The organism is Actinosynnema sp. NPDC059797, assembly GCF_042732085.1.
GTDB lineage: Bacteria > Actinomycetota > Actinomycetes > Mycobacteriales > Pseudonocardiaceae > Actinosynnema.
In genome coordinates this window covers 34669-56161 of the sequence record NZ_JBHWIE010000026.1, presented here as the reverse complement: position 1 = coordinate 56161, position 21493 = coordinate 34669, and the positions used below count along the sequence as shown (strand labels likewise).

Annotated in this window: 21 protein-coding genes and 1 pseudogene; 7 read left to right on the top strand and 15 right to left on the bottom strand. The window is 73.6% G+C overall.

The features are described 5' to 3' along the window. Positions 1-102: 102 nt before the first annotated feature. Together ACFV4N_RS10770 and ACFV4N_RS10765 are read right to left on the bottom strand one after the other, a co-directional pair. Positions 103-582, bottom strand: a complete 480-nt coding sequence (locus tag ACFV4N_RS10770; protein ID WP_499672268.1) for an SRPBCC family protein — start codon at positions 580-582, stop codon at positions 103-105. Beyond that, complete coding sequence (locus ACFV4N_RS10765) at positions 579-929, bottom strand: ArsR/SmtB family transcription factor (protein WP_499672267.1); 351 nt, start codon at positions 927-929, stop codon at positions 579-581. Before ACFV4N_RS10765 ends, ACFV4N_RS10770 begins: the two co-directional genes overlap by 4 nt. Positions 930-1277: 348 nt before the next feature. On the opposite strand from ACFV4N_RS10765, the gene ACFV4N_RS10760 reads away from it, so the two are divergent. The 3 genes and pseudogenes from ACFV4N_RS10760 to ACFV4N_RS10750 form a co-directional block, all read left to right on the top strand. Continuing rightward, positions 1278-4958, top strand: a complete 3681-nt coding sequence (locus ACFV4N_RS10760; protein WP_499672266.1) for a multifunctional oxoglutarate decarboxylase/oxoglutarate dehydrogenase thiamine pyrophosphate-binding subunit/dihydrolipoyllysine-residue succinyltransferase subunit — start codon at positions 1278-1280, stop codon at positions 4956-4958. Positions 4959-4963: 5 nt separating this feature from the next. Then, on the top strand, positions 4964-5146 hold the full coding sequence (locus tag ACFV4N_RS10755; RefSeq protein WP_499672265.1) for a DUF6104 family protein: 183 nt from the start codon (positions 4964-4966) through the stop codon (positions 5144-5146). Between the two features lie 28 nt (positions 5147-5174). After that, a pseudogene (locus ACFV4N_RS10750) lies at positions 5175-5375 on the top strand (hypothetical protein); the annotation flags it as partial. Here ACFV4N_RS10750 and ACFV4N_RS10745 read toward each other — a convergent pair. The 3 genes from ACFV4N_RS10745 to ACFV4N_RS10735 all read right to left on the bottom strand — a co-directional run bounded on the left by ACFV4N_RS10745 (position 5336) and on the right by ACFV4N_RS10735 (position 7375). Next, positions 5336-5566: a hypothetical protein gene (locus ACFV4N_RS10745; protein WP_499672264.1), complete on the bottom strand. Its 231-nt coding sequence runs from the start codon at positions 5564-5566 to the stop codon at positions 5336-5338. The pseudogene ACFV4N_RS10750 and the gene ACFV4N_RS10745 sit on opposite strands and share 40 nt — an antisense overlap. Before the next feature lie 181 nt (positions 5567-5747). Continuing rightward, the gene (locus ACFV4N_RS10740; RefSeq protein WP_499672263.1) at positions 5748-6386 is read right to left on the bottom strand and encodes a class I SAM-dependent methyltransferase; all 639 of its coding nucleotides are present in this window, start codon (positions 6384-6386) and stop codon (positions 5748-5750) included. Next, positions 6383-7375 (bottom strand): aldo/keto reductase, encoded by a 993-nt coding sequence (locus tag ACFV4N_RS10735; RefSeq protein ID WP_499672262.1) that lies wholly within the window; start codon positions 7373-7375, stop codon positions 6383-6385. The genes ACFV4N_RS10740 and ACFV4N_RS10735 overlap by 4 nt, the downstream gene beginning before the upstream one ends. A 250-nt stretch (positions 7376-7625) precedes the next feature. Here ACFV4N_RS10735 and ACFV4N_RS10730 point away from each other — a divergent pair, with 250 nt between their 5' ends. Genes ACFV4N_RS10730 through ACFV4N_RS10720 form a run of 3 tightly spaced genes read left to right on the top strand, consistent with a single transcriptional unit; the run spans position 7626 to position 9860 of the window. Beyond that, positions 7626-8960, top strand: a complete 1335-nt coding sequence (locus ACFV4N_RS10730; RefSeq protein WP_499672261.1) for an O-antigen ligase family protein — start codon at positions 7626-7628, stop codon at positions 8958-8960. Next, entirely contained in the window at positions 8942-9379 is a 438-nt protein-coding gene (locus ACFV4N_RS10725) for a hypothetical protein (protein ID WP_499672260.1), read from the top strand. The genes ACFV4N_RS10730 and ACFV4N_RS10725 overlap by 19 nt, the downstream gene beginning before the upstream one ends. A gap of 40 nt (positions 9380-9419) precedes the next feature. Beyond that, positions 9420-9860, top strand: coding sequence for a hypothetical protein (locus ACFV4N_RS10720; RefSeq protein ID WP_499672259.1), 441 nt, complete (start codon positions 9420-9422; stop codon positions 9858-9860). A 39-nt stretch (positions 9861-9899) separates the two neighbouring features. On the opposite strand, the gene hutI is transcribed toward ACFV4N_RS10720, so the two are convergent. The 7 genes from hutI to ACFV4N_RS10685 form a co-directional block, all read right to left on the bottom strand. Then, the gene (hutI, locus tag ACFV4N_RS10715; RefSeq protein ID WP_499672258.1) at positions 9900-11045 is read right to left on the bottom strand and encodes an imidazolonepropionase; all 1146 of its coding nucleotides are present in this window, start codon (positions 11043-11045) and stop codon (positions 9900-9902) included. Continuing rightward, entirely contained in the window at positions 11042-12307 is a 1266-nt protein-coding gene (locus ACFV4N_RS10710) for a formimidoylglutamate deiminase (protein WP_499672257.1), read from the bottom strand. The genes hutI and ACFV4N_RS10710 overlap by 4 nt, the downstream gene beginning before the upstream one ends. Then, on the bottom strand, positions 12304-13482 hold the full coding sequence (locus ACFV4N_RS10705) for an allantoate amidohydrolase (protein WP_499672256.1): 1179 nt from the start codon (positions 13480-13482) through the stop codon (positions 12304-12306). The genes ACFV4N_RS10710 and ACFV4N_RS10705 overlap by 4 nt, the downstream gene beginning before the upstream one ends. After that, positions 13479-15122, bottom strand: coding sequence for a urocanate hydratase (gene hutU / locus ACFV4N_RS10700; protein ID WP_499672271.1), 1644 nt, complete (start codon positions 15120-15122; stop codon positions 13479-13481). Before hutU ends, ACFV4N_RS10705 begins: the two co-directional genes overlap by 4 nt. A gap of 1 nt (position 15123) precedes the next feature. Beyond that, positions 15124-16629 (bottom strand): histidine ammonia-lyase, encoded by a 1506-nt coding sequence (hutH, locus tag ACFV4N_RS10695; protein ID WP_499672255.1) that lies wholly within the window; start codon positions 16627-16629, stop codon positions 15124-15126. Positions 16630-16701: 72 nt separating this feature from the next. Beyond that, positions 16702-17661, bottom strand: a complete 960-nt coding sequence (locus ACFV4N_RS10690; protein WP_499672254.1) for a hypothetical protein — start codon at positions 17659-17661, stop codon at positions 16702-16704. Further along, positions 17658-18137, bottom strand: coding sequence for a SigE family RNA polymerase sigma factor (locus tag ACFV4N_RS10685; protein WP_499672253.1), 480 nt, complete (start codon positions 18135-18137; stop codon positions 17658-17660). The genes ACFV4N_RS10690 and ACFV4N_RS10685 overlap by 4 nt, the downstream gene beginning before the upstream one ends. A 44-nt stretch (positions 18138-18181) precedes the next feature. On the opposite strand from ACFV4N_RS10685, the gene ACFV4N_RS10680 reads away from it, so the two are divergent. Next, complete coding sequence (locus ACFV4N_RS10680; protein ID WP_499672252.1) at positions 18182-18970, top strand: IclR family transcriptional regulator; 789 nt, start codon at positions 18182-18184, stop codon at positions 18968-18970. Between the two features lie 303 nt (positions 18971-19273). On the opposite strand, the gene ACFV4N_RS10675 is transcribed toward ACFV4N_RS10680, so the two are convergent. Genes ACFV4N_RS10675 through ACFV4N_RS10665 form a run of 3 tightly spaced genes read right to left on the bottom strand, consistent with a single transcriptional unit; the run spans position 19274 to position 21472 of the window. Further along, entirely contained in the window at positions 19274-20158 is an 885-nt protein-coding gene (locus ACFV4N_RS10675) for an ABC transporter substrate-binding protein (RefSeq protein ID WP_499672251.1), read from the bottom strand. 25 nt (positions 20159-20183) lie between these two features. Further along, on the bottom strand, positions 20184-20894 hold the full coding sequence (locus tag ACFV4N_RS10670; RefSeq protein ID WP_499672250.1) for an ABC transporter permease: 711 nt from the start codon (positions 20892-20894) through the stop codon (positions 20184-20186). Beyond that, complete coding sequence (locus ACFV4N_RS10665) at positions 20870-21472, bottom strand: ABC transporter permease (RefSeq protein ID WP_499672270.1); 603 nt, start codon at positions 21470-21472, stop codon at positions 20870-20872. The genes ACFV4N_RS10670 and ACFV4N_RS10665 overlap by 25 nt, the downstream gene beginning before the upstream one ends. Positions 21473-21493 lie beyond the last annotated feature (21 nt).

The following is a 21493-nucleotide window of genomic DNA, read 5'->3' as shown; positions in this document are numbered from 1 at the left end:
ACTCGTCAAGGGGTCCGAAGGGCGTGGACCCCTTGACAAGCGCGGTTGGGCTGCGCCCAGGCCATACGGGGAGACCACGAGCTGGGCGGGGTGTGTTGGGGGTCAGTTGAGGAGGTCGTCGAGCTGTTCGTAGCCCTCGACGACGCCGGTTTCCATGCCGCTGGAGAGGGCCGCGTCGCGGACTTCCAGGGACTCGTAGACGCTGAGGGCTTGCAGGCGGGTGCGGTTGTTCCCCAGGTCTTCGAGGGTGAGGGTCTCCAGGCAGACGCCGTCGGGGAAGCCTTCGAAGGTGAAGGTCTGGACGATCCGTTCGGAGGGGCGCACCTCGTGGAAGGAGCCGTAGAAGCCGTACTCCTCGTCGCCCTGGCGGTGCACGAAGCGGTAGGCGCCGCCGGTGGTGGGGTCCCAGCGGTCCAGTTCCATGGTGATCGAGCGCGGGCCCATCCACTTGACCACCAGGTCCGGGTCGGTGTGGGCGCGGAAGACCGCCTCGGGCGGCGCGGCGAACTCGCGGGTGATGCGGATGATCGGGAGGGCCGGGTCCGCGGCGATCGCGGTCTCGGCGTGGGTCGTCGTGGTCATGACGCTTCTCCTTCGGTTCGGGGTTGTTGGTCGGTGAGGTCGAGCAGGACCTCGTCGAGTCGCCGGTAGCGCTGCTCGGCCTCGCGCCGGTAGCGCTCGATCCACTTCGTCATCAGGTCGAACACCTCCGCTTCGAGGTGGACGGGTCGCCGCTGCGCCTGCTTGCCGCGCGTGACCAGGCCTGCTTCCTCCAGCACCTTCAGGTGCTTCGACACGGCCTGCACGGTGACCGGGTAGGGCTCGGCCAGCTCGTTCACGGTGGCGTCGCCCGTGGCGAGCCGGGCCACCATGTCGCGCCGGATCGGGTCGGCCAGGGCCGCGAAGACCCTTGACAGGCGGTCGTCCACCGCCACCTCCTTGCTCAACCTGTCGGTTGAATACGAGGGTAGGCTGGTTGGGCGTTTTGGTCAACCTTTTGGTTGAACTTGCTGGTGGCGGGGGGTGTGTTCAGGTGGTTGAACTGCTCACAGGGGGGTGGGTCCTGTTGTGCGCGGTTGGAAGCCCGGGGAGAACGTGACGGGCTTAACCTCAAGTGATGCTCAAGCACCCATAACAGGAGCGGCGACCGGATCGATCCTGTGAGCGAACACTCGGTGCCGGGCCCCTCCTGTGTGTGAACTGCACCAGACGGGGGACTAGCCTGGCGATGAGTGAGTCATTACCAAGAGCGAGATGGATAGAGGCGAGCGCCAGCCGTGTCCAGCAGCAGCCCTGCTTCGCAGTTCGGCCCCAATGAGTGGCTGGTCGAGGAGATGTACGAGCAGTTCCTCGCCGACCCGTCGTCGGTAGACCCGGCGTGGCACGACTTCTTCGCCGACTACAAGTCGACGCAGCGGTCCGGCAACGGGGCCTCGACCACCGCGGAGAACGGCACGACCAAGTCGAGCGCGTCGGCTACCGCCACGGCCACGAAGGCCGCGCCGGCGCCGGCCGCGAAGCCGGCTGACACCAAGCCCGCGGAGAAGCCCGCGCCGCCCAAGCCGGCGAGCAAGCCCGCGCCCGCGCAGGCCGCCAAGGCCGCGCCGGTGCAGCAGGGCAAGGGCGAGGAGCGCAAGCCGCTGCGCGGCGCCGCCGCCGCCATCGCGAAGAACATGGAGCTGTCGCTCACCGTCCCGACCGCGACGAGCGTGCGCGCGGTGCCGGCCAAGCTGCTGGCCGACAACCGCATCGTGATCAACAACCACCTCAAGCGCACGCGCGGCGGCAAGGTCTCCTTCACTCACCTGATCGGCTACGCCGTGGTCCGGGCGCTCCAGGCGTTCCCGAACATGAACCGGCACTTCGCCGAGGTCGACGGCAAGCCGAACGTCGTCACGCCCGAGCACGTCAACTTCGGCCTGGCGATCGACCTGCCCGGCAAGGACGGCTCGCGCTCGCTGGTCGTGGCCTCGATCAAGGGCTGCGAGAACATGACGTTCACGCAGTTCTGGCAGGCCTACGAGGACCTGATCCGCAAGGCGCGGACCGGTGCGCTGACCGCCGAGGACTTCTCCGGCACCACCATCTCGCTGACCAACCCGGGCACGATCGGCACCAACCACTCGGTGCCGCGGCTGACCGCGGGCCAGGGCGCGATCATCGGCGTCGGCGCCATGGAGTACCCGGCGCACTTCCAGGGCACCAGCGAGCAGGCCCTGACGGACATGGGCGTCAGCAAGATCATCACGCTGACCTCCACCTACGACCACCGGATCATCCAGGGCGCGGAGTCCGGCGAGTTCCTCAAGCGCATCCACCAGCTCCTGCTGGGCGAGGACGGCTTCTACGACGACGTCTTCACCTCGCTGCGCCTGCCGTACGAGCCGATCCGCTGGGTCGCCGACATCCCCGAGGGCGCGGTCGACAAGACCGCCCGCGTCATCGAGCTGATCGACGCGTTCCGCACCCGCGGCCACCTGATGGCCGACACGGACCCGCTGAACTACCGCCAGCGCAGCCACCGCGACCTGGACGTCCTGTCGCACGGCCTGACCCTGTGGGACCTGGACCGGGAGTTCCCGGTGGGCGGGTTCGCGGGCCAGGAGCGGATGAAGCTGCGCGACATCCTGGGCGTCCTGCGCAACTCGTACTGCCGCACGGTCGGCGTCGAGTACATGCACATCCTCGACCCGGAGGAGCGCCTCTGGATCCAGGAGCGCGTCGAGGTGCCGCACGAGAAGCCGCCGGCCACCGTGCAGAAGTACATCCTGTCGAAGCTCAACGCCGCCGAGGCGTTCGAGACCTTCCTCCAGACCAAGTACGTCGGCCAGAAGCGGTTCTCGCTGGAGGGCGGCGAGACCGTCATCCCGCTGCTGGACGCGGTGCTGGACAAGGCCGCCGAGCACGAGATCGACGAGGTCGTCATCGGCATGCCGCACCGCGGCCGGCTGAACGTGCTGGCGAACATCGTCGGCAAGCCGATCTCGCAGATCTTCCGCGAGTTCGAGGGCAACCTCGACCCGGGCCAGGCGCACGGCTCCGGCGACGTGAAGTACCACCTGGGCGCGGAGGGCAAGTACTTCCGCATGTTCGGCGACGGCGAGACCAAGGTGTCGCTGACCGCGAACCCGTCCCACCTGGAGGCCGTGGACCCGGTGCTGGAGGGCATCGTCCGCGCCAAGCAGGACATGCTCGACAAGGGCGGCGAGGGCTTCACCGTGCTGCCGGTCGCGCTGCACGGCGACGCCGCGTTCGCGGGCCAGGGCGTGGTCGCCGAGACGCTGAACCTGGCGCTCGTGCGCGGCTACCGCACCGGCGGCACCGTGCACGTCATCGTCAACAACCAGGTCGGCTTCACCACCGCGCCGGAGAACTCGCGGTCGTCGAAGTACTCGACCGACGTGGCGAAGATGATCGGCTCGCCCGTGTTCCACGTGAACGGCGACGACCCCGAGGCGTGCTACTGGGTCGCCAAGCTGGCCGTGGACTACCGGCAGCGGTTCCACAAGGACGTCGTCATCGACATGGTCTGCTACCGGCGGCGCGGCCACAACGAGGGCGACGACCCGTCGATGACGCAGCCCGCGATGTACGACGTGATCGACACCAAGCGCTCGGTCCGCAAGACCTACACCGAGGCGCTGATCGGTCGCGGCGACATCTCCGTCGAGGAGGCCGAGAAGGCGCTCCAGGACTTCTCCTCGCAGCTGGAGCACGTGTTCAACGAGGTCAGGGAGCTGGAGAAGCACCCGATCAAGACCTCGCCGTCGATCGAGGCCGAGCAGCAGATCCCGGCCAAGCTGCCCACCGGCATCGAGCGCTCGGTGATCGAGCGGATCGCCGACGCGCACGTGGACCTGCCCGAGGGCTTCACCCCGCACCCGCGCGTGAAGCCGGTGCTGGAGCGGCGCGCCAAGATGGCCCGCGAGGGCGGCATCGACTGGGCGTTCGCCGAGCTGCTGGCGTTCGGGTCGCTGGTGCTGGAGGGCCGCACGGTCCGCCTGGCCGGCCAGGACTCGCGGCGCGGCACGTTCGTGCAGCGGCACGCCACGCTGGTGGACCGCAAGAAGTCCGACGAGTACACCCCGCTCCAGCACCTGGCCGAGACCCAGGGCAAGTTCATGGTGTACGACTCGGTGCTGTCGGAGTTCGCGGCGCTCGGCTTCGAGTACGGCTACTCGGTGGCCAACCCGGACGCGCTGGTGCTGTGGGAGGCGCAGTTCGGCGACTTCGTCAACGGCGCGCAGCCGATCATCGACGAGTTCATCTCGTCCGGTGAGGCGAAGTGGGGCCAGCTCTCCGACGTCGTGCTGCTGCTGCCGCACGGCCACGAGGGCCAGGGCCCGGACCACACCTCCGGCCGCATCGAGCGGTTCCTCCAGCTGTGCGCGGAGGGCTCGATGACGATCGCGGTGCCGTCGACCCCGGCGAACTACTTCCACCTGCTGCGCCGGCACGCGCTGGACGGCGTGAACCGCCCGCTGGTGGTGTTCACCCCCAAGTCGATGCTGCGCCTGAAGGCCGCGACCAGCCCGGTCGAGCACTTCGTCGAGGACCGCTTCCAGTCGGTCATCGACGACCGGAACGTGGTGAAGTCCGAGGTCACCAAGGTCATCCTGTGCTACGGCAAGATCTACTACGAGCTGCTGGCCGAGCAGGAGAAGCGCGGCGCCAAGGACGTGGCCATCGTGCGCGTCGAGCAGCTGTACCCGGTGCCGGCGCGCAAGCTGACCGAGGCGCTGGAGAGCTACCCGAACGCCGCCGAGGTCCGCTGGGTCCAGGAGGAGCCGGCGAACCAGGGCGCGTGGCCGTTCTTCGGCCTGGCCCTGCCGGAGCTGCTGCCCGACCGGTTCCGCGTCAAGCGCGTGTCCCGGCGCCCGATGGCCGCGCCGTCCGCCGGGTCGTCCAAGGTCCACGAGGTCGAGCAGCGCGAGCTGATCACCAAGGCGTTCGAGTAGGGATCGTGTACTTCACCGACCGAGGCATCGAGGAGCTGGAGAGCCGGCGCGGCGAGGAGGAGGTCAGCCTCGCCTGGCTGGCCGACAAGCTGCGCGGGTTCGTCGACGCCAACCCCGAGTTCGAGACGGCGATCGAGCGCCTGGCCACGTACCTGGCGCGCGACGACGAGGACGACTTCGAGGACTGAGGCGCCCCGGTGACCGAGGCCCCCGCCCGTGCCCGGGTGGGGGCCTCGTCCGCGTTCAGGGCCTCCCCGACGTCTCCCGCGGCGACGACGAGGCCCCCGGCCGGACCCGGGTCCGCTGGTCCGGGAGCTGGAGGAACTCCGCCTGCGCGCCGGCGACCTGAGCGAATCGACCTTGGCGAAGAAGATCGGCTACAGCAGGCAGTCCGTGTCGGCGGTGCTCAACGGCAGGCGGCTGCCCAGGTGGGCGTTCGTCGAGGAGTTCGCCAAGGCGTGCGACGCGCCCCCGGGCAAGCTCCCGGAGCCGCACGCCCTCTGGATGGAGATCAACCTGGGCGCGCGGGCGCAGTCCCCCGGCTCGGCGGTCGGGGCCGGCGCGGGCGTGGAGCGCCGACCGCTCGACACCACGTGGTACCGCGACAACGAGGAGTTCTACAGGTCGGGCGCGCCAGGGGTTGAGCGGGCTCAGCGTCGAGAGCGCGGAGTTCCAGCGCTGCTTCAGCGAGCACTTCGAGCAGCTGTGGGCCGCGCTCGTCCCCCTGGACGACCACCTCAAGGAGCGCGCGGGGTGAGCCTCCCCGTCCCGGGAGGGGGGCCACCCCGCTCAGGCGTGCCGGGCGCTGAACCAGGTCAGGTCCTCGGCCAGCCACGCGTCGCGCGCCAACCCGACGGCGGCCAGCTCGTCGTCCAGCTCGTCGACGGTCAGGCGGCGCGCGGTGAACGGGTGCTCCCAGCGGCGGCCGTCGACCAGGTAGTCGACGGTCGCGTGGAGCAGGTCGCCGTCCCGGCGCACGTCGCGCAGCCCGGTGCGGACGGGCCCGGCGTCGCCGCCCTGCCCGTCGGCGACGCCGTCGAACCAGCCGGGCGGGTGCCACTGGACGACCAGCCTGCCGTCCCGGTCGAGGTGGCGGGCGGCGGCCGCGAGCAGGGCGCGCGGGCCCTCGGGGGTGTTGACCAGGTGCGCGGCCAGCAGGACGCCCGGGAAGCGGGTGCCCAGGCGCAGGTCCTGGATGCGCCCCCGCACGCCGGTGACGCCGCGGAGGTGGGCGAGCATCTCCGGCGACTCGTCCACGCCGACGACCGGGTGGCCGAGCTCGACCAGCCGGTGCGCGACCCGCCCCGTGCCGCACCCGAGGTCCAGCACCCCGGCTCCCGGCGGGAGGACGCCGTGCACCAGCTCGGCCTCGCCCAGGGGCGGCAGCAGGGTGTAGACCTCGACCGGGCTGCCGTCCGCCGCGGTCACCAGGCGTACGCCTCCGGCGCGGGCTTGCTGCCGTTCGGGCCGGGCGCCGGGAACAGCTCGTCCAGGCGGTCCAGCACCTCGCCGTCGAGCTTGATCTCCACCGCGCGCAGCGAGCCGTCGAGCTGGTCCCCGGTCCGGGGGCCGATGATCGGCGCCGTCACGCCCTCGCGGTGCAGCAGCCACGCCAGGCCGAGGTGGGCCGGGTCCTCGCCGAGGTCCGCGGCCAGCTTCTCGTAGGCCTCCACGGCGTCCCGGTTCTTCTCCAGGGCGTCCGCGCTGCGCCCGCTGTTGCCGCGCGAACCGCCGCCCTCGCGCTGCTTGCGCAGCACGCCGCCGAGCAGGCCGCCGTGCAGCGGGGACCACGGGATCACGCCCAGGCCGTAGTGGAGGGCGGCGGGCAGGACCTCCAGCTCCACGTACCGGTTCATCAGGTTGTAGATCGACTGCTCGCTGACCAGGCCGAGGAAGTGCCGGTTCCGGGCCGCCTCCTGGGCCTGGGCGATGTGCCACCCGGCGAAGTTCGACGACCCGAAGTAGATCACCTTGCCCTGCTGGCGCAGGACCGAGAACGCCTCCCAGATCTCGTCCCACGGCGTGTTCCGGTCCACGTGGTGCATCTGGTACAGGTCGATGTAGTCGGTCTGGAGCCGCTTGAGGGACGCGTCGGCGGCGCGCCGGATGTGCAGGGCGGACAGGCGCTTCTCGTTCGGCCAGTCCCCCATGTCGCCGTAGAGCTTGGTGGCCAGCACGGTCCGCTCGCGCCGGCCGCCGCCCTGCGCGAACCACCGGCCGATGATCTGCTCGGTGACGCCCTCGCCCTTCTGCCAGCCGTAGACGTCGGCGGTGTCGAAGAAGTTCAAGCCGTGCTCGTGGGCCCGGTCCATGATCGCGTGGCTGTCGGCCTCGGAGGTCTCCGGGCCGAAGTTCATCGTCCCGAGGCAGAGCCGGGACACGGACAGGCCGGAACGGCCGAGCTGGGTGTGCTCCATACCGCCAAGCCTGCCCCCGTCGCGCCGATCCGGCCACGTGGAGCCGCTCCAGGTGGGCGGAGGCCAGGGCCGGCGGGGTCCGCCGACCGAACAGGCGAGGCCGTTCCCCCTTGTGCGCCAAGAGGAACGGCGTCGGCACGCATGGTCGCCCGCCGGGCGGGCTAGTTTGTAAGTTTTCTTTACCAGCGGTCGATCCCGTGGATAGCATCCGCGCGTCGGAGGGCTCCAGCGGTGCAACTTGGGGAGAGCCGTGCCGGTCCAACTCGAACGGGTGCCCACCGGCACGTCGGTGCCGACCCACCTCCCGGTCCTGCTGGCCGCCATCGCGGCGGCCGTGGTCGCGCAGGGCGGCTACCACCTGCCGGGGCGCGTCCTGTCCGCGGTGCTGGCCGGGCTCGCGCTCCTGCTCGTCTTGCGCACGCGCCCGGCCGCCGGGCCGCTGCCGTGGGCGTGCGGCGCGCTGTCGGTTTGGGCGCTGGCGCTCGCGTTCTCCCACGGGCGGCCGGCGGACGCGCTGCCGACGGTCGCCGCGCTCGGCACGCTCGCCGCCGCGGCGGTCGTGGCCCGGCAGGCGACCCCGGCCCAGCGCGACCTGGCGGCGTCGGCCCTGCTGGGCCTGGGCGCGGCCGCCGCCCTCGTGGGGTGGGCGGCGGTCGTGTTCCGCGTCCCGTCGTGGTCGATGGTCTCCGAGGGGCTGACCAGGGCCTCCAGCACGGTGACCTACCCGAACTCCGCCGCCGCCCTGTTCGCCGCGCTCGCCCTGCTCGCCCTGGGCCTGCGCACCGCGAGACCCGGGTCGCCCGGCCTGGTCGCGGCGGCGTACGCGCTGCTGGTCGGCCTCGGCGCGACGCTGAGCCGGGCCGGGGTGGTCGCCCTGGTGGTGGGCCTGCTGGCGCTGTGCGCGTTCGCCGGTCCCCGCGCGGTCGCGCGGCACGCGCCGCCCGCCGTGCTCGGGGCGCTGGTCGCCCTGGCCGTGCTCGCGCCGTCGGTGCCGGCCGCGGCGCCCGCGAACCCGCCGCTCGCGTTCCTCGGCCTGGCGGCCGGTCTCGCGGTGGCGCTGGGCCTGTCGCGGGAGGGGGTGCGGCGGGTCGGCGTGCCCGTCGGGTCCGCGCTGGTCGCGGTCGCCGCGTGGGCGTCGTGGGACCGCCTGGCGGCGGTGTCCGGCACCCGGCTGACCGTCGACTCCCCCGACCGCGAGGCCGCGCTGCGGGCGGCGTTCGAGCAGGTCGCCGCACGGCCGTGGACGGGCGCGGGCCCGGGGCGCGGCTGGTTGACCCTCACCGGTCCCGCCGGCGGGACGCGCGTCATGCGGTACGCGCACAACGAATACGTCCAGGTCCTGGTCGAACTCGGTCTCGTCGGCCTGGTGCTCCTGGTGGCCGTGCTGGCCGCCGTCGCCGTCGTCGTGTGGCGGGGACGGCCCGGCGCGCCGTGGGTCGGTGCCGCCGCCGGCCTGGTCGCGCTGCTGGTGCACAGCGGTTTCGACTTCCTCTGGCACCTGCCCGTGACCCTGCTGACCGCCGGGCTGCTGATCGGCCTGGCTTCCACCCAACCGGAGGAGAACCCTTGCGAACACGACCACTGAGCCCGGCGAAGGCCGCCGTGGCCACCGCCCTGATCGCCGGCGCCGCGTTCGCGTCCGCGCTGCCGGCCGGCGCCCAGGTGGGCGACGACTCGCCGCCCGTAGTCCTGGAGATCGAGTCGCCGGCGGTCAGGAAGACCCGCGGCGCGGTGGTGGAGGTGACCTTCAAGGTCAACTGCCGGGTCCCCACGAGGGCCATCCTGGACGTCACGTTCACCCAGCGGATCCGCTCGACGGTCAAGACGGTCCACCGGCAGGCGTGGCCCCTGTGCACCGGTGAGGAGCAGCAGGTCACGGTGGGCGTCGAGGCCGTCGACATCCCCTTCGTCGCCAAGTCGGCGTACGTGCAGGCCAGGCTCGGCCGGGTCTCCCAGTACGACAACGTGACCAGCCGGCGCGAGGTCGAGGTCGTCAACGGCTGAGCCCCGCCCCACCCCGCACCGAACGAACCGAGGAGATCCCGTGAAGAAGATCCCGTCCACCCTGGGCAAGGCGTCGGTCGGCGCCGCCGTGGTCGCCGCCGTGGCGCTCGGCGTCGCCCTGCCGAGCAGCGCCGACGTCGGCTCCGACTCGCCGTCCGCCCCCGTCCTGGAGCTCCAGCAGCCCCTGCTCAGGAAGGCCCGCGGCGCGGTGGTCGAGGTGAACCTCACCTTCACCTGCCCCGCCCACCGGTGGTACACCCTGAGCTTCCTGCTCAACCAGCGGGTCGGCCCGGACATCGCCACCGGCTCGCACACCCAGTCGGACTCGTGCACCGGCGAGGAGCAGCACGCCACCTTCGTGATCCTCGCCGAGGACCACCCCTTCCGCGCGAAGGCGTCGTACTACCGGTCCTCGCTGGTCATGAGCCCCGACTACACCAGGGTCGACCTGGAGGGCGAGGTCCAGCTCGTGAACGGCTGACCCCGTCCGTGGTCCCGGGCGCCCCGGGACCACGGCGGGTCACCGCAGCCGCACGCCCGCCCGCCACACCGCGTGCGTCAGCGGCACGCCGGGCCGGTACGCCAGGTGCGTGGCCGACGGCGCGTCGAGCACGTGCAGGTCGGCCCGCGCGCCCACGCCGAGGTGGCCCACGTCGTCGCGGCGCAGCGCCCGCGCGCCGCCCAGGGTGGCGGCGGTGACGGCCTCCTCCACCGTCAGCCCCATCTGGAGCACGGCCGTGGCCACGCAGAACGCCATCGAGGTCGTGTACGAGCTGCCCGGGTTGCAGTTGCTGGCCAGCGCCACGGTCGCGCCCGCGTCCAGCAGCCGGCGGGCCGGCGCCAGGGGCTGCCGGGTGGACAGGTCGCACGCGGGCAGCAGGGTGGCGACGGTCGGGGATCCGGCCAGCGCGTCCACGTCCGCGCCGGACAGGTGCGTGCAGTGGTCGACGCTCGCCGCGCCCAGCTCCACCGCCAGCCGCACGCCCGGCCCCTCGCCGAGCTGGTTCCCGTGCACGCGCAGCCCCAGGCCGCGCGCGGCGGCGGCCAGCAGCACGGCCCGCGACCGGTCCTCGTCGAACGCGCCGACCTCGCAGAACACGTCCGCCCACCGCACGTGCGGCGCGACCGCGTCCAGCATCTCCCCCGTCACCAGGGCCACGTACTCGTCGGCGTCCGCGCCCGGCGGCACCAGGTGCGCCCCGAGGAACGTCACCTCGTCCACCTCGGCCGCCGCGAGGCGCGCGGACCGCAGCTCGTCCGCCACGCCCAACCCGTACCCGGTCTTGGTCTCGACGGTCGTGGTGCCCTGCGCGGCGGCCTCGGCCACGTGCCGCCGCAGGTTCGCGGCCAGCTCCTCGTCCGACGCCTCCCGCGTCGCGGCCACGGTCACCGCGATCCCGCCCGCCTCGTACGCCCGACCCGCCACCCGGGCCTCGAACTCGGCGGTCCGGTCCCCCGCGAACACCAGGTGCGTGTGGCTGTCCACCCACCCCGGCAGCACGGCCCGCCCGCCGACGTCCACCGCCTCGTCGGCGGCGGGCGCGGACGAGGCGGGCCCGACCCACGCCACCGCGCCGCCCTCGACCACGAGCGCCGCGCCCGTGACGCGACCCAGCCCCGGGTCGTTCGTGGTCAGCTCACCGATGCCGGTGACCAGCGTGCTCACAGCACCTCCCCCAGCAGCCGCCCGACGTCGCCCAGGGTCTCGTGCACGCCGTCGCGCGCCACCACCCGGCCGCCGGACACGACCGTCGCCACGTCGGACGCGGTGGCCGCCAGGACCACCTGGTCGGGTGAGACCCCGGCGGTGCGCGCCGAGTCCAGCCGCACCGCCACCAGGTCGCACGGCGCGCCGACCTCGATCCGGCCCGCCTCCGGCCACCCGATCGCCGCGTGGTTGGCCAGCGCCGCGACCAGCTCGGCGGGCGTGAACCGGCCCCTGGTCCCGGTCCGCAGGCGCTCGCCGTGCTCCAGGGCCCGCGCCTCCAGCAGCGGGTCGACCACCGCGTGCTGGTCGCTGCCCAGCGACAGCGGCGACCCGGCGTCCGCCAGCTCCCGCGCCGGGCCGATGCCGTCGGCCAGGTCCGCCTCCGTGGTCGGGCAGAAGCACACGCCCGTGCCCGAGGAGCCCAGCAGCGAGACGTCCTCGGCGGTCAGGTGGGTGCCGTGCACGGCGGTCGTGCGCGGCGTCAGCGCGCCGGCCTCGGCCAGCAACCGCGTCGGCGTCACCCCGTACGCGTCCAGGCAGGCCCGGTTCTCCGCCGGCTGCTCCGACAGGTGCACGTGCAGCGGCCGGTCCGGGAACGCGCCCGCGACCAGGGGCAGCGCCTCGCGCGGCACGGCCCGCACGGAGTGGATCGCCGCGCCGACCCTGGTGTTCGCGTCCTCGCGCAGCCCGGCCACCCGGGACGCCCACCGCTCCGCCGTGCCGTCGGAGAACCGCTCCTGGACGCCGCGCACCGGTTCGCCGATCCCGCCGGCGAGGTAGCAGGCGTCCAGCAGGGTGAGCCGGATCCCGGCCTCGGCGGCGGCGGCCCGCAGCGCCTCGCCCATCTCGTTGCCGCCCGCGTGCAGGTAGTGGAACTCGCCGACCGCCGTCACGCCGGCCACGGCCATCTCCGCGTAGACCGCCCGCGCCAGCCCCAGGTACGCCTCGGGCGTCAGCCGCTCCGCCAGCGCGTACATCCGCTCGCGCCACGTCCAGAACGTGCCGCCGTCGCCGTGCGTGCGCCCGCGCAGCGCCCGGTGGAACGCGTGCGAGTGGGCGTTCGCGAAACCCGGGAGCACCATGCCGCGCAGGCGTTCCACGCCGAGCGGTATCGTGTCCACAGTGGACACGCTGGTGATGCGCCCGCCGTCCGCGCGCACCAGCACCCGCGAGGCCGGCCCGTCCGGCAGCCACGCCCGCTCCAGCCAGAAGCCCCTCACCGCGCCAGGTGCTCCAGCGTCGACGCCAGCGCCACCACGCCCGCCGCGCAGTCGTCCGGCTCGGCGTGCTCGCCCGGCGCGTGGCTCACCCCGGTGGGGTTGCGCACGAACAGCATCGCGGTGGGCACGTGCGCGGCCAGGATGCCCGCGTCGTGCCCGGCCCCGGTGGGCAGCGCGGGCGTGTCCGCGCCCAGCGCCGCGCGCACCTCGGCCAGCAGCCCGGCGTCGAAGGTCACCGTCCCGCCCCAGCTCTCCTCGCGCACGACCACCTCGCAACCCTCGTCCCGGGCGGCCTCCTCGGCCGCCGCCGTGATCTCGGCGACCACCTCCCGGGTGCGCGGCTCGTCGTCGGCGCGGGCGTCCAGCCACAGGTCCACGGACGAGGCGATCACGTTGGTGCCGCCGGGGTTGGGCACGACCCGCCCCACGGTCGCCCGCGCGCCGCCCGTCGCGGCCCGCCGGGTGGCCAGCACCGTCGCGGCGGCCGGGAGCATCGGGTCGCGGCGGTCCTCGACCGGGGTCGCGCCCGCGTGGTTGCCCTCGCCGGTGAAGGTGAGGCGCCACCGGCCGTGCGCCAGGATCGACGACGCCAACCCGACCGGCTCCGCCAGCCCGCGCCCCTGCTCCACGTGCAGCTCGACGAACGCGCCGATCGACGCGAGCGCCCGGTCGTCGCGGCCCATGCGCAGCGGGTCGAAGCCCGCCGCGTGGGCCGCCTCGCCGAACGTGACGCCGTCCGCGTCGGTCAGCGCGCACGCGGCGTCGGCGGGGATCGCGCCCGTCATCAGCCGCGAGCCCAGGCAGGCCACGCCGAAGCGCCCGCCCTCCTCCTCCACGAACACCACGACCGCCAGCGGCTTGGCCGGCGTGAAGCCGCGGGCGCGCAGCAGGTCCACGGCCTGGAGCGCGGACACCACGCCCAGCGGCCCGTCGAACGCGCCGCCGCCGGGCACCGAGTCCAGGTGGCTGCCCGTGACCACGGCGCCCGGCCCCGGCTCGCCCCACCACGCCCACAGGTTGCCGTTGCGGTCGGGCCGCACGTCCAGGCCCCGCCTCCGGGCCTGCTCGGTGAACCACGCGCGCAGCTCCAGCTCGGCGCGGTCGAAGCCGTGCCGGGAGTACCCGCCCCGCCGCCGGTCGCGGCCGACGTCGGCGAGGTCCGCGAGGCCGGTCACTCCGCACCCGCCATGGGCACCGCGACGCCCTTCGCGGCGGCCACCTCGGCGGCCCGCTCGTACCCCGCGTCCACGTGCCGGATCACGCCCATGGCCGGGTCGTTGGTCAGCACCCGCTCGATCTTGCGCGCGGCCAGCTCCGTGCCGTCCGCGACGGTCACCTGGCCCGCGTGGATCGAGCGGCCGATGCCGACGCCGCCGCCGTGGTGCAGCGACACCCACGTGGCGCCCGAGGCGGTGTTGACCAGGGCGTTGAGCAGCGGCCAGTCCGCGATGGCGTCCGAGCCGTCGGCCATGGCCTCGGTCTCCCGGTACGGGGAGGCCACCGAGCCGCAGTCGAGGTGGTCGCGGCCGATCACGATCGGCGCGGACAGCTCGCCGGAGGCCACCATCTCGTTGAACCGCAGCCCCGCGCGGTGCCGCTCGCCGTAGCCGAGCCAGCAGATGCGGGCGGGCAGGCCCTGGAACTCCACCCGCTCGCCGGCCAGCCGGATCCAGCGGGCCAGCTTCTCGTCCTCCGGGAACAGCTCCAGGATCGCCCGGTCGGTCTTGGCGATGTCGGACGGGTCGCCGGACAGCGCCGCCCACCGGAACGGGCCCTTGCCCTCGCAGAACAGCGGCCGGATGTAGGCGGGCACGAAGCCGGGGAAGTCGAACGCCCGCTCGCAGCCGCCGAGCTTGGCCTCGCCGCGCAGCGAGTTGCCGTAGTCGAACACCTCGGCGCCGCGGTCCAGGAAGCCGACCATGGCGCCCACGTGGTCGGCCATCGACTCGCGGGCCCGGTCGGTGAACTCGTCGGGCTTCTTCGCCGCGTAGTCGGCCCAGTCGTCCACGGACACGCCCTTCGGCAGGTACGCCAGCGGGTCGTGCGCGGAGGTCTGGTCGGTGACGACGTCCACCGGCACGTCGCGGCGCAGCAGCTCGGGCAGCACCTCGGCGGCGTTGCCGATCAGGCCGACGGACAGGGCGCGGCCCTCGGCCCTGGCCGCGAGCACGCGGGCGACCGCGTCGTCCAGGTCGTCGGCGACCTCGTCGAGGTAGCGGGTCTCCACGCGCCTGCGGGCGCGGGCCGGGTCGACCTCGACGCAGAGCGCGACGCCCTCGTTCATGGTCACCGCGAGCGGCTGCGCGCCGCCCATGCCGCCGAGGCCGGCGGTGACGGTCAGGGTGCCCTTGAGCGTGCCGCCGAACCGCTTCTCCGCGACCGCGGCGAACGTCTCGTAGGTGCCCTGGAGGATGCCCTGGGTGCCGATGTAGATCCACGAGCCGGCGGTCATCTGGCCGTACATGGTCAGGCCCTCGGCCTCCAGCCGGCGGAACTCCGGCCAGTTCGCCCAGTCCGGCACCAGGTTGGAGTTCGCGATCAGCACGCGCGGCGCCCACTCGTGGGTGCGCAGCACGCCGACCGGGCGGCCGGACTGCACCAGCAGCGTCTCGTCGTCGGCCAGGCCGGTCAGCTCGCGCGTGATGGCGTGGAAGCTCGGCCAGTCGCGGGCGGCCTTGCCGGTGCCGCCGTAGACCACCAGGTCGTCGGGCCGCTCGGCGACCTCCGGGTCCAGGTTGTTGTGGAACATCCGCAGGGCGGCCTCGGTCTGCCAGCTGCGGGCGGTCAGCTCGGTTCCCCGGTTGGCGCGGACCATCTCAGATCGCTCCACTTCTGATCAGCTCCTCGGCGGCGGCGATCTCCGGGGCGAGGTGGCGGTCCGGGCCGGGGCCCGGCACGACCTCGCGGAGCGTCGCGACGGCCGCCGCGGTGGCGGGTGCGGGCTCGAGGGGGTGGCGCAGGTCGAGGGCGCGGGCGGCGGTGACCAGCTCGATCGCCAGCACGGTCCGCAGCCCGTCCACGGCCTTGCGCAGCTTGCGGGCGGCGGACCAGCCCATGGAGACGTGGTCCTCCTGCATGGCGCTGCTCGGGATGGAGTCCACGCTCGCCGGGACCGCCAGGCGCTTCAGCTCGCTCACGATCGCGGCCTGGGTGTACTGGGCGATCATGTGGCCGGAGTCGACGCCCGGGTCGTGCGCCAGGAACGGCGGCAGGCCGTGCGAGCGGTGCACGTCGAGCATCCGGTCGGTGCGGCGCTCGGCGATGCTCGCCACGTCCGCGGTCGGGATGGCCAGGAAGTCCAGCACGTACGCCAGCGGCGCGCCGTGGAAGTTGCCGTTGGACTCGACCCGGCCGTCGGGCAGCACCACCGGGTTGTCCACGGCGGCGGCCAGCTCGCGGTCCGCGACGGTCTCGGCGTAGGCGACGGTGTCGCGGGCGGCCCCGTGCACCTGGGGCGAGCAGCGCAGCGAGTAGGCGTCCTGCACGCGGGTGCAGTCCGGGCCGCGGTGGCTGGCCACGATCTCCGAGCCCTCCAGGAACGCGGCCATGCGCCGGGCCGAGAGCCCCTGGCCGGGGTGCGGGCGCAGCGCCTGGAGGTCGGCGGCGAAGACCCGGTCGGTGCCCAGCAGGGCCTCCACGCTCATCGCGGCGGTCAGGTCGGCCACGTCCAGCAGGCGGTGCAGGTCGGCGATCGCCAGCACCAGCATCCCGAGCATGCCGTCGGTGCCGTTGATCAGCGCCAGGCCCTCCTTCTCGGCCAGCCGGACGGGCTCCAGGCCGGCCGCGGCCAGCGCGTCGGCGGCGGGCAGCAGGGCGCCGGTCGCGTCGCGGACCTCGCCCTCGCCGGTCAGCGCCAGGGCGGCGGCCGACAGCGGCGCGAGGTCGCCGGAGCAGCCGAGCGAGCCGAACTCGCGCACCACCGGCGTGATGCCCGCGTTGAGCATGGCGGCCATCGCCTCGGCGGTCGCCGGCCGGACGCCGGTGTGGCCGCCGGCGAGCGTCTTCAGGCGCAGGAGGACCAGGGCGCGGACGACCTCGCGCTCCACCTCGGGGCCCGCGCCCGCCGCGTGCGAGCGGACCAGGGACTGCTGGAGCGCGGCGCGGCGGTCCGGCGGGATGTGCCGGACCGCGAGCGCGCCGAACCCCGTGGACACGCCGTAGGTGGGCCGGTCGGCCGTCGCCAGGCGGTCGATGTGCGCGCGGGCGGCGGTGAGCGCCTCGCGCGCCGCGTCCGTGATCTCCACGCGCGCGCCCTCGCGGGCGACGGCGTGGACGTCGGCGCGGGTCAGGGGCTTCGGACCCAGCTGCACGGGTTGCTGCATGTGCCCATCTCAACCCGCCGGCCGGGTCCGCACGACCGGGGAACCCCGGATCCCGTCTGGTATCCCAGACGCCTACCAGTCGGCCTGCGGGTCCGGGTCCACCACGACGAGCTCGGCGACCTCGGCCAGCGCCTCGGGCGGGGCCACCCCGCGGGCCGAGGTCGAGTTCGACACGCCGAGGTACCGCCCGCCGCCGAGGTCCACGTTGAGCAGGCCGCCGCTGACCTCGTAGTACTGCGCGGGGCGGCCCCGCACGGTCAGCTCGCGCGCCGCGTTGGCCAGGTAGGGGGCGGTGGAGAGGGAGACGACGTAATCGCGCCCCTCGTGCTTCGCGGTCCCCTGCGCGCTCCAGTTGTCGGTGCCCATGTCGGAGATCGTGAAGTCGGTCGAGCCGCCGAAGGACACGGGCACGCGGACCGCCCGGTCGTCCGGCCGGACGGACTCGGCGACCCGCAGGGCCGTGGCGCGCGCGTCGGGCACCTCCTGGGTGGCGACGCTCAGGAACCGGTCCTCACCGACCCGCCAGTAGAGCGCGCCGCCGGTGAAGAAGCCGGGGGCGCCGGCGACCGTGACCCGGTCCAGGGCCGTCTCCATCGAGGCGGCGAGCGCGTCGACGGCCTCCTTGTGGACGCGGAAACCGATCAGCGACGCGACGGCGTTCGGCGCGCCGGCCCGCTGGTACGAGCGCTCCGAGCCGTGGGGGGCGTTGCTGCGCTGCCACTGGGTGAAGCCGTCCGGCAGCCACGTCGGGCTGTACTCCAGCGCCACCGTCCGCACGGTCGGACCCGGGTCCACCCGCTCCGTCGTGGTGATCGGGACCGCCGGCGGCGCCTGCTCGGCGGCGGGCGGCCTGGCCACCGTGGTGACCGCGACGACGGCCGCGGCGACCGTGCCGGCGGTGGCCAGGACCAGGAACAACGGCTTGCGGGCGCGGCGCGGCCGGTGCAGGGCGGCGAGCACGGGTCCGGGCGGCGGGGTGCGCTCGGCGCGCAGCCGCAGGGCCTCGGCGATCAGCTTCTCGGTGTGGCTCACAGCGCCTCCTTCACCTTCTCGGCCGCGCGCAGGGTGGCCAGCGCGCGGGAGATGTGGCTGCGGACCGTGACCTGGGAGCAGCCCAGCGTCGCGGCGATCTCGGCGTCGTCGCAGCCCTCGTAGAAGCGCAGGACCACGGCCGCCTTCTGCTTGCGCGGCAGCTTGTCGATGCGCTGGAGCATGGCCTCCCGCTCGTCGTAGTGGCCGGTGGTGTCCGGTTGGGGCGGGTCGACCCCGGTCAGCGGGAGGTGCGGCTTGAGGCGTCGCCGCCAGCTCAGGTACTCGTTGGTCACCATGCGCTTGAGGTAGGCCGCCGGCGCGTCCACACCGCTGATGCGCGACCAGCGCTGCTGCGCCCGCAGCAGGCACTCCTGGACCACGTCCTGGGCCAGGTGCGGGTCGCCGGTGAGGACGGTGGCGTAGCGCAGCAGCGGGGTCACCTGCGCCGCGGCGAACTCCTCGAAGCTCGTCGTCATGCCCCTCCAATGCGCCCGGCCGCCGATTTGTTGAGAATGGGTCCGTGGGAGCCAGCAGCGACGTGCCGGCGCTGCGCCGGGGACTCGCCGTGCTGCGGCTGCTGGCGAGCAGGCCGGGACCGCTGTCGGCGGCGGCGGTGGCCCGCGAGCTGTCCCTGCCCCGGTCCACCACCTACCACCTGCTCGCGGAGCTGGCGGCGGCCGGGTTCGCGACCCACTTCCCCGAGGAGCGGCGGTACGGGCTGGGCGTGGCCGCGTTCGAACTCGGGTCGGCCTACCTGCGGCACGACCCGCTGGAGCGGCTGGCGGGCCCCGTCCTGCGGCGCCTGGTGGACTCGGTGGGCCGCACCGCGCACCTGGGCGTGCTGCACGGCGCCGAGTCGCTGTACCTGGTGCGCGAGCAGCCCCGGCAGCCGACCACGATCGTGTCGGACGTGGGCGTGCGGCTGCCGGCGCACCTGACCGCGTCGGGCCGGGCGGTGCTGGCGCGGCTGCCCGCGGCGCAGGTGAGGGCCCTGTTCCCCGCCGTCTCCTCGTTCGTGGACCGGACCGGCCGGGGCCCCGCCAACCTGCCCGCCCTCCGCGCCCTGCTGACCGCCGAGCGCCGCCGGGGCTGGTCCGTGGAGGACGGCTACGTGACGGCGGGCTTCGCCTCGGTGGCGGCCCCGGTGTTCGACCACGGCCAACGACCGATCGCCGCGATCACCGTGACGTTCCGGCACACCTGCGACCCGGAGTGCGGCGAGACCTGGCCCGACCTGGCCACCGAAGTCCGCCGCTCGGCCGACGAACTGACCACCCGCATCTCGGGCCGCCCAACCCCGCACCCCTGAACGCCCAACACACCCACCCGGACCGTACGACTCACCCACCCCGAACGTACGACTCACCCAACCTGAACGCATGACACGCCGGTCCCGACTGCATGACACGCCCGACTTGAGCGCATGACACGCGCGTGTCATGCGTTCAGACCTCGCGTGTCATGCGTTCAGACCCCGCGAGTCGTACGTTCAGGCACCGCGAGTCGTACGTTCGGGACTGGTGAGTCGTACGTTCGGGACACCCGGGGTCGCGGGTCCGGGTAGTGCGACGGCCCGGCTCCCCGAGGGGGGACCGGGCCGTCGGGGTGCAGGTTACAGCGAGACGTTCTTCAGGAAGTCCGCCGCCACGTTGGCGATGGTCTTCTTGTCCACGTCCACCTGCTTCACCAGGTCGGCCAGGACCTCGGTGGTCAGCGCCGCCGACACCTTGTCCAGCGCCTCCTTGCCCTTGGCGTCGACCGCGTCCGACCGCAGCAGCGGCACCACGTTCTGCGCCGGGTACATGGTCTTCGGGTCCTCCAGCTGCACGAACCCGTTGGCCTCGATGTCCGCCGACGTGGTGTACAGGTTCGCCACCTGCACCTCGCCGTTCTTCAGCGCGTCCACGGTCACCGGCCCGCCCGCGTCGGTGGTCTTGATCTCGGTGAACGTCACCCCGTACAGCTCGTTGACCTTGGCCTGCCAGCGCTGCGCCCACTCGCCGGCCGCGCCGAGCGCGTACTTGCCCGAGCCGAGGTCCGCGATCGACTTCACGCCGGAGTCCGCGGTCTCCTTGGTGACCACGAGGACGTCCTTGTCCTCCGCCGGCGACTTCGCCAGCACCTCCAGGCCCGACGGGGTCTTGGCCTTCAGCGCCTCGTAGACCTCCTCCGACCCGGTCGTGGTGTTGGTCTTGTCGAAGTAGTTGAGCAGGTTGCCGCTGTACTCCGGCACCACGCCGAGCGACTTGTCCTGCAACGCCTTCACCACCAGCTCGCGCGCGCCGATGCCGGCCTTGACCGACACGGTCGCGCCCGTCGCCCGCAGCGCGCCGGCGTAGATCTCGGCCAGGACCTTGTTCTCGGTGAAGTCGGCCGAGCCGACCACGACCTCACCGGACTCCGCCTGCTGGTTCGCCCCGCTCAGGTCCTCTTTCGACCCGCACGCGGTGACGACCAGCGCGGCCGCCGCGGCGATGACGGCCCACGTGCGCTTCATGCCGTGCTTCCTCCCGATTCGACGGTCACCGGCTCCTCCGGCGACCCGGCTGCGTCCGCAGCCTCAGCCCGGCGGGGACGACCAGCCGCCCCAGCCCCGCGAGCAGGACGTCCAGCACGACCGCGAGCAGCGCGATGAGCACCGCGCCACCGACGAACTGCCCGTAGTCCAGCACCCGCAGCCCGTCCAGCAGCGGACGGCCCAGCGTCTCGATACCCACGTACGCCGCCACCGAAGCGGTGGCGACGACCTGGAGCGTGGCGTTGCGCAGGCCGCCGACGAGCAGGGGCAGCGCGTTCGGCACCTCCACCCGCCACAGCCGCTGCGCGCCGGTCATGCCCATGCCGCGCGCGGCGTCCACCACCCCGCGGTCCACGTCCTGGATGCCCGCGTACGTGCCCGCCAGGATCGGCGGCACCGCCAGCACCACCAGGCCGATCAGCACGCCGACCGCGCCGCCGCCCGCCACCAGGTACAGGAACGTCACCAGGCCCAGCGTCGGCAGCGCGCGCAGGGCGTTGCCGACGCCCACCAGCACCACGCCGCCGCGCCCGGTGTGCCCGACGTACAGGCCGAGCGGCACCGCGATCGCGGCCGCGCCGAGCACCGCGCCCAGGCAGTACAGCAGGTGCACGCCGACCCGCACCGGGATCGACTTCGAGCCGGTCCAGTTGACCGGGTCGACCAGCCACGCGAAGGCGTCCGCGAAGATCACGACCGGCCCGCCCTCGTCCACGGGGTCAGCACGTCGCGCAGCAGCACCAGCAGCAGGTCGACCACCAGGGCGAGCACCAGCGTCAGCACGATGCCGACGATGATCGGCGCGAGGTAGCGCTGGCGGAACCCGTCGGTGAACAGCGCGCCCAGGCCGCCGGTGCCGATCAGCGCGCCGACGCTGACCAGGCTGATGTTGCTCACGGACCCGACCCGCACGCCCGCCGCGAGCACCGGCACGGCCAGCGGCAGCTCCACGGCCAGGAACCGGCGCAGCGGCCGGAAGCCCATCGCGGTGGCGGCGGCCGTGATGTGCTCGGGCACGGCGTCCAGCGCGTCCGCGACCGGCCGCACGAGCAGGGCCGTGGTGTAGACGGTGAGCGCGATGATCACGTTGAGCGGGTCGAGCACCTGCGTGCCGATGACCGCCGGGATGATCGCGAACAGCGCCAGCGACGGGATCGTGTAGACGGCGTTGGACAGCCCGATCAGCGCCGACCGCACCCGCCGGAACCGGTGGCACAGCAGGCCGAGCACGACCGCCAGCACCACCGACACCAGCAGCGGCACGAGCGACAGGTAGACGTGGTCGAGCAACATGTCCACCAGCGCCGCCCGCGT